Source organism: Paenibacillus sp. OAS669, assembly GCF_014873645.1.
Taxonomy (GTDB): Bacteria; Bacillota; Bacilli; order Paenibacillales; family NBRC-103111; genus Paenibacillus_S; species Paenibacillus_S vulneris.
The window spans coordinates 378,054-391,570 of the sequence record NZ_JADBDR010000005.1 but is presented as its reverse complement, the minus strand read 5'-3'; the positions used below and the strand labels follow the sequence as shown (position 1 = coordinate 391,570).

Annotated in this window: 11 protein-coding genes and 1 other annotated feature (1 of these 12 only partly in view); of the genes, 10 read left to right on the top strand and 1 reads right to left on the bottom strand. The window is 51.8% G+C overall.

The annotated features are described in order from the left end of the window. Positions 1–9: 9 nt before the first annotated feature. The 8 genes from GGC63_RS14275 to hemL all read left to right on the top strand — a co-directional run bounded on the left by GGC63_RS14275 (position 10) and on the right by hemL (position 8,769). Positions 10–834 carry an inner membrane protein YpjD gene (locus GGC63_RS14275; protein ID WP_079910008.1) on the top strand — a complete coding sequence of 275 codons (825 nt, stop codon included), beginning with the start codon at positions 10–12 and terminating at the stop codon, positions 832–834. Positions 835–868: 34 nt separating this feature from the next. Next, positions 869–1,591, top strand: coding sequence for a bifunctional precorrin-2 dehydrogenase/sirohydrochlorin ferrochelatase (locus GGC63_RS14270; protein WP_192702878.1), 723 nt, complete (start codon positions 869–871; stop codon positions 1,589–1,591). A 78-nt stretch (positions 1,592–1,669) separates the two neighbouring features. Next, positions 1,670–2,608, top strand: a complete 939-nt coding sequence (gene hemC / locus GGC63_RS14265; RefSeq protein ID WP_192702877.1) for a hydroxymethylbilane synthase — start codon at positions 1,670–1,672, stop codon at positions 2,606–2,608. 6 nt (positions 2,609–2,614) lie between these two features. Beyond that, positions 2,615–4,147 carry a uroporphyrinogen-III C-methyltransferase gene (gene cobA, locus GGC63_RS14260; protein ID WP_192702876.1) on the top strand — a complete coding sequence of 511 codons (1,533 nt, stop codon included), beginning with the start codon at positions 2,615–2,617 and terminating at the stop codon, positions 4,145–4,147. Positions 4,148–4,185: 38 nt separating this feature from the next. Then, entirely contained in the window at positions 4,186–5,184 is a 999-nt protein-coding gene (hemB, locus tag GGC63_RS14255) for a porphobilinogen synthase (RefSeq protein ID WP_192702875.1), read from the top strand. Between the two features lie 191 nt (positions 5,185–5,375). Beyond that, positions 5,376–6,446 (top strand): uroporphyrinogen decarboxylase, encoded by a 1,071-nt coding sequence (hemE, locus tag GGC63_RS14250; RefSeq protein WP_192702874.1) that lies wholly within the window; start codon positions 5,376–5,378, stop codon positions 6,444–6,446. Continuing rightward, positions 6,446–7,384: a ferrochelatase gene (hemH, locus tag GGC63_RS14245; protein ID WP_192702873.1), complete on the top strand. Its 939-nt coding sequence runs from the start codon at positions 6,446–6,448 to the stop codon at positions 7,382–7,384. Before hemE ends, hemH begins: the two co-directional genes overlap by 1 nt. A gap of 86 nt (positions 7,385–7,470) precedes the next feature. After that, on the top strand, positions 7,471–8,769 hold the full coding sequence (hemL, locus tag GGC63_RS14240) for a glutamate-1-semialdehyde 2,1-aminomutase (RefSeq protein WP_192702872.1): 1,299 nt from the start codon (positions 7,471–7,473) through the stop codon (positions 8,767–8,769). 290 nt (positions 8,770–9,059) lie between these two features. Here hemL and GGC63_RS14235 read toward each other — a convergent pair whose 3' ends face one another. Then, positions 9,060–10,772, bottom strand: coding sequence for a phosphodiester glycosidase family protein (locus GGC63_RS14235; protein ID WP_318781052.1), 1,713 nt, complete (start codon positions 10,770–10,772; stop codon positions 9,060–9,062). Positions 10,773–10,938: 166 nt separating this feature from the next. On the opposite strand from GGC63_RS14235, the gene GGC63_RS14230 reads away from it, so the two are divergent. Beyond that, a complete protein-coding gene (locus GGC63_RS14230) occupies positions 10,939–11,817 on the top strand; it encodes an RluA family pseudouridine synthase (RefSeq protein WP_192702870.1) in 879 nt (292 codons plus the stop codon). A gap of 102 nt (positions 11,818–11,919) precedes the next feature. Beyond that, positions 11,920–13,068 carry a LysM peptidoglycan-binding domain-containing protein gene (locus GGC63_RS14225; RefSeq protein ID WP_192702869.1) on the top strand — a complete coding sequence of 383 codons (1,149 nt, stop codon included), beginning with the start codon at positions 11,920–11,922 and terminating at the stop codon, positions 13,066–13,068. A 152-nt stretch (positions 13,069–13,220) separates the two neighbouring features. Continuing rightward, positions 13,221–13,517 (top strand) — a binding site (T-box leader) (it continues 43 nt past the right edge of the window).

Here is a 13,517-nt window from a genome sequence, read left to right as displayed (position 1 = left end):
AGAGGTGCCATGGTCGCGAAAAGCTGGTTGTACGATGTCATTATTTATATATACGCCCTGAGCCTGCTGTTTTACTTCTCGGACTTTGTAGGTCCGAACCGAAGCGCAAAACGGATGGGGACAGGGTTGCTTTCTTTTGTTTGGGTTCTGCAAACGATGTATTTGGTTGTTAACCTGGTTTGGCATGACCGTTCGATGGCATTTTCCATGTTTGAAACGCTGTTTATGCTATCCTGGCTGCTTGTAACGGTTTCGCTTGTAGTGAACCGTTTTTTTCGTATCGAGCTGTTTGTGTTTATTGTAAATATGATAGGGTTTACCGTACTTGCGCTTAATTTCTTCAGCAATCCGAAGGTTTCGCCGACATTGGCCAACTGGAATGTGAGCGATGAGGTGTTGTTCATCCATATCAGCTTCTCACTGGGAAGCTATGTAGCCTTTGTTGTGTCCGGTGTTTTCTCGGGCATGTACTTATTCTTACATCGTCAATTAAAGGAGAAGAAGTGGTCGAAGCTTATGCAGAGACTTCCCAGCCTGGATAAGACGGATTATTACTCCTTCGTATCCGTTGTCATCGGGACACCGCTATTGCTGTTCGGCATGTCGCTCGGGGTTGTCTGGATCTCCTTGCAGCATGATTTGTCCTTGTTCTTTGATCCTAAAGTTATCAACTCATGGTTTGTCCTGCTTGCCTATATCTTTTATCTGTTCCAGCGCATTCTGCTCAAGACGCCGGGTTATAAGCTGGCATTGTGGAATCTTGCCGCATTTTTTATTATGGCTTTAAATTTTGTGTTCGCTAACTTCTATTCCTCGTTTCACCAGTGGTCTTAATAGTTCGGGCAAAGCGAGGGGGCAAAGCAGTGAAATGAAGAGAAGAAAAACGTACTACCCGTTGATGCTTCAGGCAGAGGACAAGCCGTGTGTTATAATAGGCGGTGGATCGGTAGCCGAACGGAAGGCTGAGGCTTTGCTTGAGGCAGGGGCAAGGGTAACCGTCATCAGCCCCGCCTGTACGCCTCGATTGGGAGGCTGGGCTAAGGACGGAACTATAAAACACATCCCATCAACCTATCAGCCCGGAATGCAGGAGCTGGCCAATGCGCTGCTAGTCTTTGCCGCTACGAATCGTTCGGAAGTGAATGCAGCCATACGTATGGAAGCGGAAGCGATGGGCAAGCTGGTCAATGTGGCGGATGATTCGGAAGGGAGCGGGTTTATTGTGCCTGCGACAGTTCGCCGCGGGAGGCTGCTTATTGCAGTTTCGACAGCGGGTGCAAGTCCGGCAGCAGCCCGTAAAGTGAAGCAGCAGCTAGAGGAGACGTTCGGCGATGAGTATGAGGCGTATTTGGACCTGCTTCAGGAATTGCGGGTGTTTGTCCAAAGCATCGTCGAGGACACGGCCGTACGCCAACAGTGGTTCCGGCATATGCTGGAATGGGAGCTGCTCCTGTTAATCCGTTCTGGACGGCTTGAGCCTCCGGATCGTCTGAATTTGATGGAGATCATTCACAAAGATCCGACAACAGAAGGAATGGAACGGGTTAAAGATTGGCTTCAAAGCCGGTTACCTTCTACGGGAGGGACATAGCATTTAAAGCATCCGCTATGAAAGAGGAAACGCTCTTGGCACCAAATATTATTTTGATCATAGAGAGGGCTGACATACATGCGCAAAATCGTAGTAGGAACCCGGCAAAGCGCTCTTGCATTAACCCAGACCGGTCAGGTCGTAGAGCAGCTGCGCGAGCTGTCCAAGCAGCTTGGGATCGAATGCGAGTTTGAACTGAAAAAAATCGTAACCAAAGGCGACCGCATTCTGGATGTGACCTTATCCAAGGTGGGGGGCAAAGGCCTCTTTGTCAAAGAGATCGAGCAGGCGATGTTCGACGGAGAGATCGATATCGCGGTACATAGTATGAAAGATATGCCGGCGGAGCTGCCGGAGGGATTAAGGATAGGCGCGGTTCCGCGCCGCGAGGATGCTAGAGATTGCCTGATTTCCCGTGAAGGCCGCGGATTGGACGAACTTCCTCAAGGAGCCAAGGTAGGGACCAGCAGCTTGCGCCGTTCCTGTCAGCTGCAGAACTACCGTCCCGACTTGAAGATTGAATCCATTCGGGGCAATATTGATTCGAGATTGAAGAAGCTCGAGACGGAAGGCTTTGACGCCATTCTGCTGGCCGCCGCAGGCTTGCACAGGATCGGCTGGCAGGATCGGATCAGCGTCTATATTCCAGCTGAGATTAGCTTGCCTGCAGTAGGGCAAGGAGCACTATGCATCGAGTGCCGCAGCGACGATGAGTTCGTCCTTGGACTGCTCAAGCACTACAATCATGAGCCTACCGCTTTGGCGGTAGCGGCCGAAAGAAGCTTTCTTGCCAGATTGAACGGAGGCTGCCAGGTACCTATCGGGGCTTTTGCAAGCCTCGGGGATAAGGGCGGCAATCCGGCTATTACTTTGACCGGAATGGTAGGCTCGCCGGACGGCAAGCTGCTTTTGAAAGAAACGATGACAGGCACTGACCCGGACAAGCTGGGCCGCCACGTAGCGGAGTCTTTAATTGGTCAGGGAGCCGAAGATATATTGGCGACAGTGAGGAGTTGAGCTGAGGTGAGCAAAGGTGTCGTATATCTCGTAGGAGCTGGGCCAGGAGACCCTAAGCTCATTACGGTACGGGGACTGGAGGCGATTCAACGAGCCGATGTCGTCGTATACGACCGGCTGGCAAGTCCTAGATTGCTGAAGCATATGAAGCCGGACGCCGAGAAAATTTTTGTCGGCAAGCTGCCCGATAAGCACATGATGAAGCAATCGGAAATTAATCAGCTGCTTGTTGATTTAGCGCTGCAGGGCAAGACGGTAACCCGCTTGAAGGGCGGGGATCCGAGCGTCTTCGGACGTGTGGGAGAAGAAGCGGAGCTGCTCGTGGATAACGGCATTCCGTTCGAGATCGTTCCGGGAATCACATCTGCGATCGCGGTGCCTGCTTATGCGGGAATCCCGGTGACGCACCGGGATTTTACCTCCTCTTTCTCGATAGTGACCGGGCATGAATACCCGAATAAAACCTATAGCAGTGTCAATTGGGATAATTTATCGCAAGCGTCGGGCACGCTCATTTTTCTTATGGGCGTAGCAAATCTGGATTTCATATGCAGCCGTCTGATCGACGGCGGCAAGTCGCCTTCCACTCCGGTTGCGCTGATTCGCTGGGGAACCTGGATGGATCAAAGAACATTAACGGGCACCCTAACGGATATTGTCGACAAGGTCCGCGCAGCCAACTTCCAATCTCCCGCCGTCATCATCGTAGGGGAGGTTGTGAAGCTTCGCGAGAGGCTGGCTTGGTTCGAGAAGAAGCCCTTGTTCGGGCGGCGTATTCTCGTCACTAGAGCAAGGAGCCAGGCGAGTGAGCTGGTCCAGCTGATTGAGGAGCTTGGCGGCGAGGCGATTGAATTTCCTGTTATCAGGACCCAGCCTCCTTCGAAGCCGGAAGCACAGCAGAAGCTTGACGACACGCTTACTCAGCTGTCCCGTTTTGAGTGGATCTTTTTTACAAGCGTCAACGGGGTGGAATATTTCTTCCAGCGGCTGCAAAAGAACCGCGTCGATGTAAGGACAATGAGCAGCGCCCGGATCGTGGCCGTAGGACCAAAGACAGCGGAAGCATTGGCGCAGCGGGGGTTAGTTGCCGAGGAGCTGCCTGCCAAGTTCCAGGGAGACGAGATGCTCGCCGCCTTTGCCAAGGAGCTGAAGCCTGGTCAGCAGGTGCTGCTGCCCACGGCCGATATCGCGAAGGAATACATCCCGGCGACATTAAGACAAATGGGTCTTCAAGTAACGGAAGTAGATGTCTATGAAACGGTTCTCGATACGAGCGGAGGCTCGGAAATCATTGAGCTGTTGGAACAGAATACGATCCATACCATAACGTTTACAAGTTCATCGACCGTAACGAACCTCATTATCGCTTTGCAGCAGCTAGGCGCAGACAAGCCCCTTGAACTGCTGCAGCCATGCAAGATTGCCTGTATCGGGCCTATGACGGCCAAGACCGCGGAGGAAGCGGGCCTTAAGGTAGACTACCTGGCCGAGGAAGCAACGGTTGCTTCTTTGGTCCAAAGCATGTACAGCCAGGCATAATAGGGAACAATCAAGATAAAGGTTAAGGAGGAAGCAGCATGGGATTTCCTATGGTACGCAACAGAAGATTACGCGGCTCCAAAGCACTACGCAATTTGGTAAGAGAGACAACTTTATCGGTTCATGATCTGATCTATCCTATTTTCGTTACACACGGCTCTCAAATCAAAGAAGAAATCAGCTCTATGCCGGGTGTATACCACTTTTCGCTGGATACGCTGGAGCAAGAGCTGAAGGAGATTACGAGCTTGGGCATTGAGGCTATCATGCTGTTCGGCGTTCCCGAGCATAAGGATGCTCATGGCAGCTCGGCATATGACGATAATGGCATCGTACAGCAAGCGACACGCCGAATTAAAGAGCTCCATCCTGATTTGCTCGTGATGGCCGACAACTGTCTGTGCCAGTTTACAGACCACGGCCACTGCGGCGTCGTTCATGTTGATGAGAAAACGCAATGCGCCGAGATTCTTAACGATGAGTCGCTGGAGCTGCTTGTCCGTACGGCGGTATCGCAAGCGAAAGCGGGGGCCGACGTTATCGCTCCTTCGAATATGATGGACGGGTTCGTAGCGGCTATTCGCCAAGGCTTGGACGAAGCAGGGTTTGAGAATGTGCCGATCATGTCCTATTCGGTTAAATACGCTTCGGCATACTACGGACCATTCCGTGAAGCTGCACATTCGGCGCCTCAATTCGGTGACCGCAAAACGTATCAGATGGATCCGGGCAATGCACGCGAAGCGCTTCGTGAAGCGGAGTCCGATGTGCTTGAAGGCGCGGATTTCCTGATGGTGAAGCCTGCTATGGCTTACATGGATATTATTCGCACCTTGCGCGATCAGTTCGATCTGCCGCTTGTAGCTTATAATGTCAGCGGTGAATACTCACTGATTAAAGCGGCCGCACAGCAGGGCTGGGTAGACGAGCGTTCTATCGTTATGGAAACGATGATCGGCTTCAAGCGCGCAGGCGCCGATTTGATTATTACCTATTTTGCTAAAGACGTAGCCCAATGGCTGAAGGAACAGCAATAGTACGGGGTTCGGGAAGAAGCAAGAGCTTTTCATACTGACTGCGGTTAGTGGAAAAGCTCTTTTTTTCTCGCCGCGTCGCGGTTCTTGTCATACTTTTGTCGGATTCTACGATAGGCAATCGGTTGTTAGAGGTTGCCAAATAGGGCATAATGTTAATAGATCATAGGAGTTCGCGGAAAGAGGTATAGAGGATGAGCTATAACGATAATTTCATTAAAGCCTGTAAGAAGCAGCCTGTAGATACGCTGCCGGTTTGGTATATGCGTCAGGCAGGACGTTCGGACCCGGATTACCGTAAAATTAAAGAAAAATATAGCCTTCTTGAGATTTGCAGGCAGCCTGAGCTTGCCGCGGAAGTCACGATGATGCCGGTCAAAAAGCTTGGCGTCGACGCGGCTATTTTGTATTCGGATATTATGAATCCGGTTGCCTCGATCGGGATTGATTTTGACATCGTTAAGGATGTTGGACCCGTTATCCATAACCCGGTCCGTACGGCAGAGGATGTGGACAGACTTCGCCCGATTCAAGTGGAGCAGGATTTATCCCATATTATTAAAACGATCGAAATTCTTGTGGCGGAGCTTAAAGTTCCTCTCATTACATTCGCCGGTGCACCATTTACCATCGCCAGCTATTTGGTCGAAGGCAGGCCATCCAAGTCCAAAGACTATCTGCACACGAAAGCTCTGATGTATGGAGCGCCCGATGTTTGGTTTAAACTGATGGATAAGCTTGGAGATATGATCATTACCTATTTGAAGGCACAGATTGCCGCAGGAGCCAAGGCGGTTCAGTTGTTCGACAGCTGGGTCGGGGCTTTGTCTCCGAGAGACTTCCAGACCTATGTACTGCCTACGATCACTCGAATCTTTGCCGAGCTCAAGCACCTGGAGCAGCCTAAAATTTATTTCCCTGGCGTAAGCTCCGGCGAGCTTCATTCCAGCCTTGTTAACATCGATGCCGATGTCATAGGGTTGGATTGGCGTGTGCCTATTTCCGAAGCTCGCAAGAGAATCGGACCGAAATTTGCGGTACAAGGCAATCTGGACCCTACGGTTCTGACCGGACCGCTGTCGGTGATCCAAGAGCAGGCCAAAGCTATCATTGATCAGGGAATTCAACAGCCGGGCTACATCTTTAACCTGGGCCACGGGGTATTCCCGGAAGCGTCTATCGACAAGCTGAGAGAATTGACGGAATTTGTACACGAATATTCTCGTGAAGCTATCGCCCAATCGAAACAAGGAAGTGGTGTCTAATGACCAAACAGCGAATCGGCGTGTTAGTCATGTCCTACGGAACTCCAGAGAGCCTGGACCAAGTAGAGGCTTATTATACTCATATACGCAGAGGGAATCCTCCTAGCCCTGAGCAGCTCAAGGAGCTGACAGACCGGTACGATGCTATCGTGGGCGGATTTTTCCCGTTAAGAGAAAATACGAACAAGCAAGTGCAGGCTTTGGAGCAAATGCTGAACGAACGTCATCCGGATAAAACGTTTGTATGCTACCAAGGTTTAAAGCATGCGTCGCCATTTATTGAGGACGGCGTGGAGCAAATGATCAAGGATGGCATCGAGCAGGCGGTGGGCGTTGTGCTTGCTCCACACTACTCCATTATGAGCGTAGGCGGATATATCAAGCGCGCTCAAGAAAAGGCCGAGGAGCTTGGCGGTCTGGACATTAAGTTCGTTAAGAGCTATCATTTGCACCCGAAGCTTATCGAAGCCTTGTCCAATCGCGTGACCGAAACCCTGCAGCGCTTTGAAGGTACGCCGAAGGAGGAAGTCCGGGTTATATTCACCGCGCACAGCCTGCCTGAAAAAATAGTAGAGATGAGAGATCCTTATCCAGAACAGCTGCTCGCCACCTCCAAAGCAATTGCGGAGCAAACAGGAGTGACCAATTGGCAGTTCGGGTGGCAAAGCGCGGGTCAAACGGCTATGCCGTGGCTTGGACCGGACATTCTGGATGTGCTTCATACCATTACGAAGGAAGAGCAAGTGAAGAATGTGCTCATCTGTCCGATCGGGTTTGTATCCGATCATCTGGAGGTATTGTACGATCTCGACATCGAGGCCCAGCAGGTAGCCAAAGAGCTGGGGATCCATCTGGAGCGTACACCGTCCCTGAATACCGATCCATTGTACATGGAGACGCTCAGCGACGTCGTGTACGAGCAATGCAACGGAAAGTAACAGGTAGAGCGGATGGCTGAACCAAGAAAGGTGTTCCCATCCGCCTTTTATTAGGATCCTAATAGACGGTGAAATGGGGTATTGAAATGAGCATGCGCAAACGTTCCGACGAGCGGTCGGCCAAAGCATTCGCGGAAGCGAAGGAAGTCATTCCCGGAGGTGTAAATAGTCCGGTTCGCGCCTTCAAATCGGTTGGATTAACTCCTTTATTTATGGAACGCGGACTGGGTTCACGCGTTTATGACATTGATGGCAACGAGTTTATTGATTACATAGGCTCCTGGGGGCCGCTGATCGTCGGTCACTCCCATCCGGACGTTGTCCAGGCTATCAAGCAGACGGCGGAGAAGGGCTCCAGCTTTGGAGCGCCTACGGAACTGGAAACCGAGATGGCCAAGCTCGTTATCGAGCGCGTTCCCTCTCTCGAAATGGTGCGTATGGTGAATTCCGGAACCGAAGCGACGATGAGCGCCTTGAGGCTGGCCAGAGGCTACACGAAGAGAGCCAAGATCGTCAAATTCGAGGGCTGCTATCATGGTCATGCCGATTCCCTCTTGATCAAGGCGGGCTCCGGCGTAGCTACCCTAGGACTTCCTGACAGTCCAGGGGTTCCGGAGAGCGTTGCCGTAAATACAATTACCGTTCCTTATAATGATCTGGAATCGGTTCAGCTGGCCTTTGAAAAATTCGGCGAAGAGATTGCCGCTATCATTGTGGAGCCGATAGGAGGCAACATGGGAGTTGTCCCGCCGCTTCCGGGTTTTCTGGAGGGCTTGCGCGATATCACTCGCCGTTACGGCAGCTTGTTAATCTTTGACGAAGTAATGACCGGCTTCCGCGTAGGTCTTCATTGCGCCCAAGGCTTGTACGGCATTGACCCTGATTTGACCTGTCTGGGTAAAATCATCGGAGGGGGTCTCCCTGTCGGCGCTTATGGCGGGAAGCACGCCATTATGGAGCAGATCGCACCAAGCGGTCCTATCTATCAAGCAGGAACTTTATCCGGTAACCCGCTCGCGATGGCGGCAGGCTATACCACATTGAAGCTTCTAGGTGAGCCTGGGGTATATGAGGAGCTTGAACGCAAATCCGCGAAGCTGGAGGAAGGGTTCACTCGCAATGCCAAGGAGCTTGGGATCGCAAGCACGATCAACCGGGTTGGCTCCATGATCTGCCCCTTCTTCACGGATCAGAAGGTCATTGACTATGAGACGGCAAAAACCTCGGATCTGAACCGGTTTAATCGCTACTTTGCCGCGCTGCTTGATTTGGGAGTCAGCATCGCTCCTTCTCAGTTTGAAGGCATGTTCGTATCTACGGTGCACACGGACGAAGATATCGATCAGACAATTGCCGCTCATTATGAGGCGCTGAAACAGCTGTAAGTCTAAAGATGGAACCCAAGCTTGTCCGCTGCTTATTATACTAGGCAGAGGGCAAGCTTTTTTGCTATCGCATATATCCATTCCAAGCCCCCCAAAAGCACCTGAATCAGCAGCACCGAAGGTCAAGAGTTCTCTTTATATGGGGTATTGGTCGGATCTAGAATAGGAAAGTCCCGTCACGCCATATTGCTCGTGTAGAACCTCTCTGGAAGAGCAGAAGGACTTCCTGAAGCGTGAATAACAAACAAGACGCCTCCTGACTTAGGAAGCGTCTTGTTGTTTCTAGCCTTCTATTCGGTTTTATTTGGAACAGGGGTCCCCGTTGCCGTCGTTGAAGGCGTCGGTGACGGTGCCGCACTGCCGCTCGCAGAAGTTCCCGGAGTAGCCTTACCTGCGGAATCGGATGATGTACCTGACGTCCCGCCGGTATTCGGTTTCGCGGATGGCTCCTGCACCTGATTATTGTTCGCCGGAGGTGTAGGAGTAGGGTTAGTAGCCGGCGATGGCGTCGGTGTCCCTTGCGGATGCGGTGTACTGGCTCCGCTGTTTCCGCTATTTCCGGTGTTGCTGTTATTACCGGATGGCTGCCCCGTTGGCGGAGTTGTTGCATCTGCGCCGTTGTTGTTCGAAGTGCCAGGCGATGGTGTCGGCGTAGTTTTCGGCGGAGCTGTCTCCTTATCCCCAGGTGTTGCTTTCCCGCCGTTCGTTTCTTTGGCATCCGTATCTTTACCGGCAGGAGGCTTGGTCGTGCCCGGTGTACTGGTGCCGTTTTTGTTGGTTCCCGCATTGCTGCCCGTATCCGGCTTCGTCGGTTCCCCTTTGTTCGTGTTTGCCGAAGGGGTAGATGACGGAGTCGGAGTAGGTGCCGGCGTCGGGTTGTTTTTCTGCTTGGCTTTCAATTCAGCCTGCTCTTTCAAAAAATCCGGATGGTCATAGGAACCGCCTGGATCGATCTTGTCGATTCCGTCCCATACCCGGTTCGCTACTACGTTCTCAGGATGATCGTAAACCAGGAAGGCTGAAGGCAGGCGCCGTTCGCCATACCGGCTGGAAGGCTTCGTGACCAGCTCGCCGTTATAGACCAATTCGGAGGAGGCCCCGCCATCCAGAAATCCTGCATTGATAACGTCGTCTTCCATAAACAAATCCTGAACTTCCTTCAAGGTAGCCCCAACGCTGTGGGTCTGGCGTCCGTCGATGACGATGAAGATGACGGTTCCGTCCGCCTTCTGTCCTACCGCCGTTCGCGGTGCGCGGCTGCCGTCATTAATAGGAAGCGGCTTTCCGTTAGCAATGACACGAGGGTAGAACGATGCGGCTTCCGAGATGCCCATCTCCTGCAGCTCGAAAATATTATATTTTCCGATAATGAGTGTCCCGTCTTTCGTAAATCCGACAATATGCTGCGGAACGCTGCCGTCCTGGTCCGTATAAATGACCTCGCCGCCGGAGATAATGGCGCCAAGAGCGGCAAACCCGTTGCCGAGTCCTTCGGGATCGTTAAATCCGCCGGCGTTGACACCGGCTACCGCCCCGGTCCGTTTGACCATGGAGGTGATTTTCTCCCCTTCACCAGGCTTTTCCGGGGTCATGATCCGTATCGATTTGGGATCGTAAACGTACATCCGCTTACCTTTCCACAGCTTGCCGGAAATATCTTCTACTTTTACTAGCTCATCGATAGAACGTATTCTTTTAGTTGTTGTTGCAATCATACCGGGTAGCTGCTTTTCAACTGCATTTTCTTCAACGAAGGTATGTAGCTGCTTGACCAGATCGTCACGCATTTCCGTGCCGACAAACATCCAGGCCCAGTCCCGATGCTGCGTGATGATGACGGTTTGAGCCATCCAGATCCGAATATCCGTTCCCGGCTTCGTCAGGAATAAAAAGCTCGACGTCATGAACGTAATAATGGCGATAAGCATCAGCGACTTCTTCAGCCAGCTCCAGTCGCGAAGCTGCTGCCTCGTTGCTTCCAAGAAATGTATGGCAGTGCTCACTTTGTCCACTCCTGTTTTAATAATGAACATAAACGGTTTTTAACTCTATTATTCTACCATATCCCGTTCCAATATGATAGACGAACCCCAAGCGGCGAAGTTGCAGGGTACCATGAAGATTTGCCGGCAATTTGTTACAATAAAAGCCATGAAAGGAGCATGGTGAATGATTCCGTGGCAGAAAAAAGGAGAATGGCTTGAACTCAGGCTTCCGAGAGTATTGGAGTCGGAGGAGGGGCTTAAAGAGTACCTAAGTCTTTCGGATAAATATTTGAAGCAATTAATGCAAACAGGAGGGGTATCCATCAAAGGACCCCGGGTCCGTCTTCGCCTGTTTCCGAATGAACCGATAAACCATATGCATCCATGGGCACCGTTAGAAGTGTTGTACGAGGATCATTTTTGCCTGGTTGTCCAAAAGCCGCCGGGAATGAAGGTGCATGGAGACAGTGCCGCGAGTACGAATCAGGCTGCAACGCTTGCGGATGCAGTAGCCAGCTACTATGAATCAACGGGGCAATCCTGCAGGGTGCGGCACATTCATAGATTGGATGAAGATACGACGGGACCGGTCCTGTACGCCAAGCATGAATGGCCGCAGCAGATATTGGACGCCGCAATGCGGGAGAAGCGGATCGGGCGCCAATACGCGGCCATAGTACAAGGCAGGCTCAAACAAAAAAAGGGCACGATAGATGCCCCCATCGGAAAAGACAGGCACCATCCTGCACGCAGACGGGTCTCACCGACAGGGGAGCGGGCCGTGACCCAATACGAAGTGGTTGAACAGTGGGGTGAAGCCGCCCTGGTTAGACTGCAATTGGAGACAGGCCGCACTCATCAGATTCGGGTCCATATGAGCTATATGGGCCATCCGATTTGGGGCGATCAGCTGTATGGCGGCACGACTCAGCATATAAACCGGCAAGCGCTTCACGGAGAAAGACTAGGATTTCCCCACCCTCTGACGGGGGAGCAGCTTGACATTGAATGCCCCTGGCCCGAGGATATGAGCAGCCTTTACGATATCCTGCAAAAAATATAGTCATGCTCTTCCCGCGCAAACCATATAAATCTATAGATAAGTAAAAATGACTATCTCACGATGCGGTTTGCGAGACTAGTTCATAAGAGGGAGGACAAAACATTGGCTGAACAGCAAAGCGGATTGCGATTTGATATCTATGAGCGAGTGCATTTGTCGGAAGGTGTGGCAGGGATCAAGGAGCTGGAGGGCATTGAGCTTGCCCCGCATATTCAAGTGCTTCCACAAGGGGATCAAGCTCTTTTGCGCGGCAACCTGCTCTTGTCCGGGACATATGTGGACGAACAGGATGCGGTGAACCGTACCTTGGAGCATCTGATTCCGGTCGAAATTACACTTCCTATGAACCGAGTGCAGCGGATGGAAGACATAGCGGTAGAGATTGAAAATTTCGATGTGGAGCTATTGTCGACAAGGAGCTTGAATATCACTGGCGTCTTGTCTCTAAACGGACTTGAGGTCGTGTCGCCATCGGTCGGAGATATTTGGGGCGAAGCTGAGGAGGAAGTCGTCTTTGTACACGAGGTGCAGGGACAGCAGCGGGAGCCGGAAGTACCTGAATCGCCGGCAGCGGTTCAAGAGGAAGTTGAACGTCAGGAAGAAGAAGTCTCATTGACGGTACAGATCGAGCCAAAGGGCGGGGAACAGGAGGAATGGACTTCTCCCTCTTTGGCGTTTGCCGCTGCGAATCCTATTGAAGAGAAGATAGTCGCAGAGACGAAGGAGACAAAGCCTGAACAGGCACAGCAAGCAAGACAAGATCAGCGGTCATCGGCTCAGGAGAGCGGTTCTCTTGCCGCATTGGAGGTGCCGGAGGAAGCGGTGCCTGTCTCAGAGCCGGTGGCAGTCGAAGCGGCTTCAGAAGCAGAAAGCAGCGAGGATAAGAGCAAGGAAATGAAGATTGGGATCTCGGGCAAAAAAGGGGAAGCGGAAGAACCGGCCAAACCGTTTGGTCTGACCTCCTTGCTGCAGAGCCAGGCATCGGTGAAAGCACCGGAGGGCAGGCAGGAGGAGGAGTCGCCCGCGGTCGACCCGCCTCAGGGAGAGAAGGTCGAGTGGAAGAGACTGCTCGCAAGTCCCAAAGGGGAGCAGAAGGAATTCAAACGCCTTCGACTCTGCATTGTCCAGAAGGAAGAAACCTTGGAGAGCATTGCCAAGCGCTATGATCTGAATCCCCGTGAAATCGCACTGTTCAATAGGCTCGGCGATACCGATTTAACGGAAGGCCAAATTGTTTATATTCCGAAATAATCCAAGAGACTGGAAAAAACACCTCGAACTTCCCTGGAAAACGGGTTTGTTCGGGGTGTTTTTTGGTTATATTGAGTAGTATCGACGACTTATGACACTTATCGTATTGACTGTATGTGGAATGTTGTTTATCATAGGAATGATTATACATGCTAACAACGTGGAAAGGGAATAGTAGGCAGCCAACCCTTCAGAGAGCGGAATTGCTGCGCTGTAAGATTCCGCAGGATGTAACTGGCCGAAGTCGCCCTGGAGTTGCAATGTTCAACCGATTCAGATTTCCTTAGCGTTAGGCGGTCCTTACCATGAAGCCCTTCGCAGCTGATGAGACTAGACATTGCCGGTCACAGCCGTTATCTGTTGAAGTGCCGCATAGCGATCTTTTTCGCCTTGTGTGTCCGTTGCATTGTTAATACAGTGGCGGATACCAGGGGAGGAACGCCATTGCG

Coding starts and splice junctions, on each gene's coding strand:
- hemE (WP_192702874.1), top strand. CDS start 5,376: ATGAGCTATAACGATAATTTCATTAAAGCCTGTAAGAAGCAGCCTGTA.
- GGC63_RS14270 (WP_192702878.1), top strand. CDS start 869: ATGAAGAGAAGAAAAACGTACTACCCGTTGATGCTTCAGGCAGAGGAC.
- hemH (WP_192702873.1), top strand. CDS start 6,446: ATGACCAAACAGCGAATCGGCGTGTTAGTCATGTCCTACGGAACTCCA.
- hemC (WP_192702877.1), top strand. CDS start 1,670: ATGCGCAAAATCGTAGTAGGAACCCGGCAAAGCGCTCTTGCATTAACC.
- hemB (WP_192702875.1), top strand. CDS start 4,186: ATGGGATTTCCTATGGTACGCAACAGAAGATTACGCGGCTCCAAAGCA.
- GGC63_RS14230 (WP_192702870.1), top strand. CDS start 10,939: ATGATTCCGTGGCAGAAAAAAGGAGAATGGCTTGAACTCAGGCTTCCG.
- hemL (WP_192702872.1), top strand. CDS start 7,471: ATGAGCATGCGCAAACGTTCCGACGAGCGGTCGGCCAAAGCATTCGCG.
- GGC63_RS14275 (WP_079910008.1), top strand. CDS start 10: ATGGTCGCGAAAAGCTGGTTGTACGATGTCATTATTTATATATACGCC.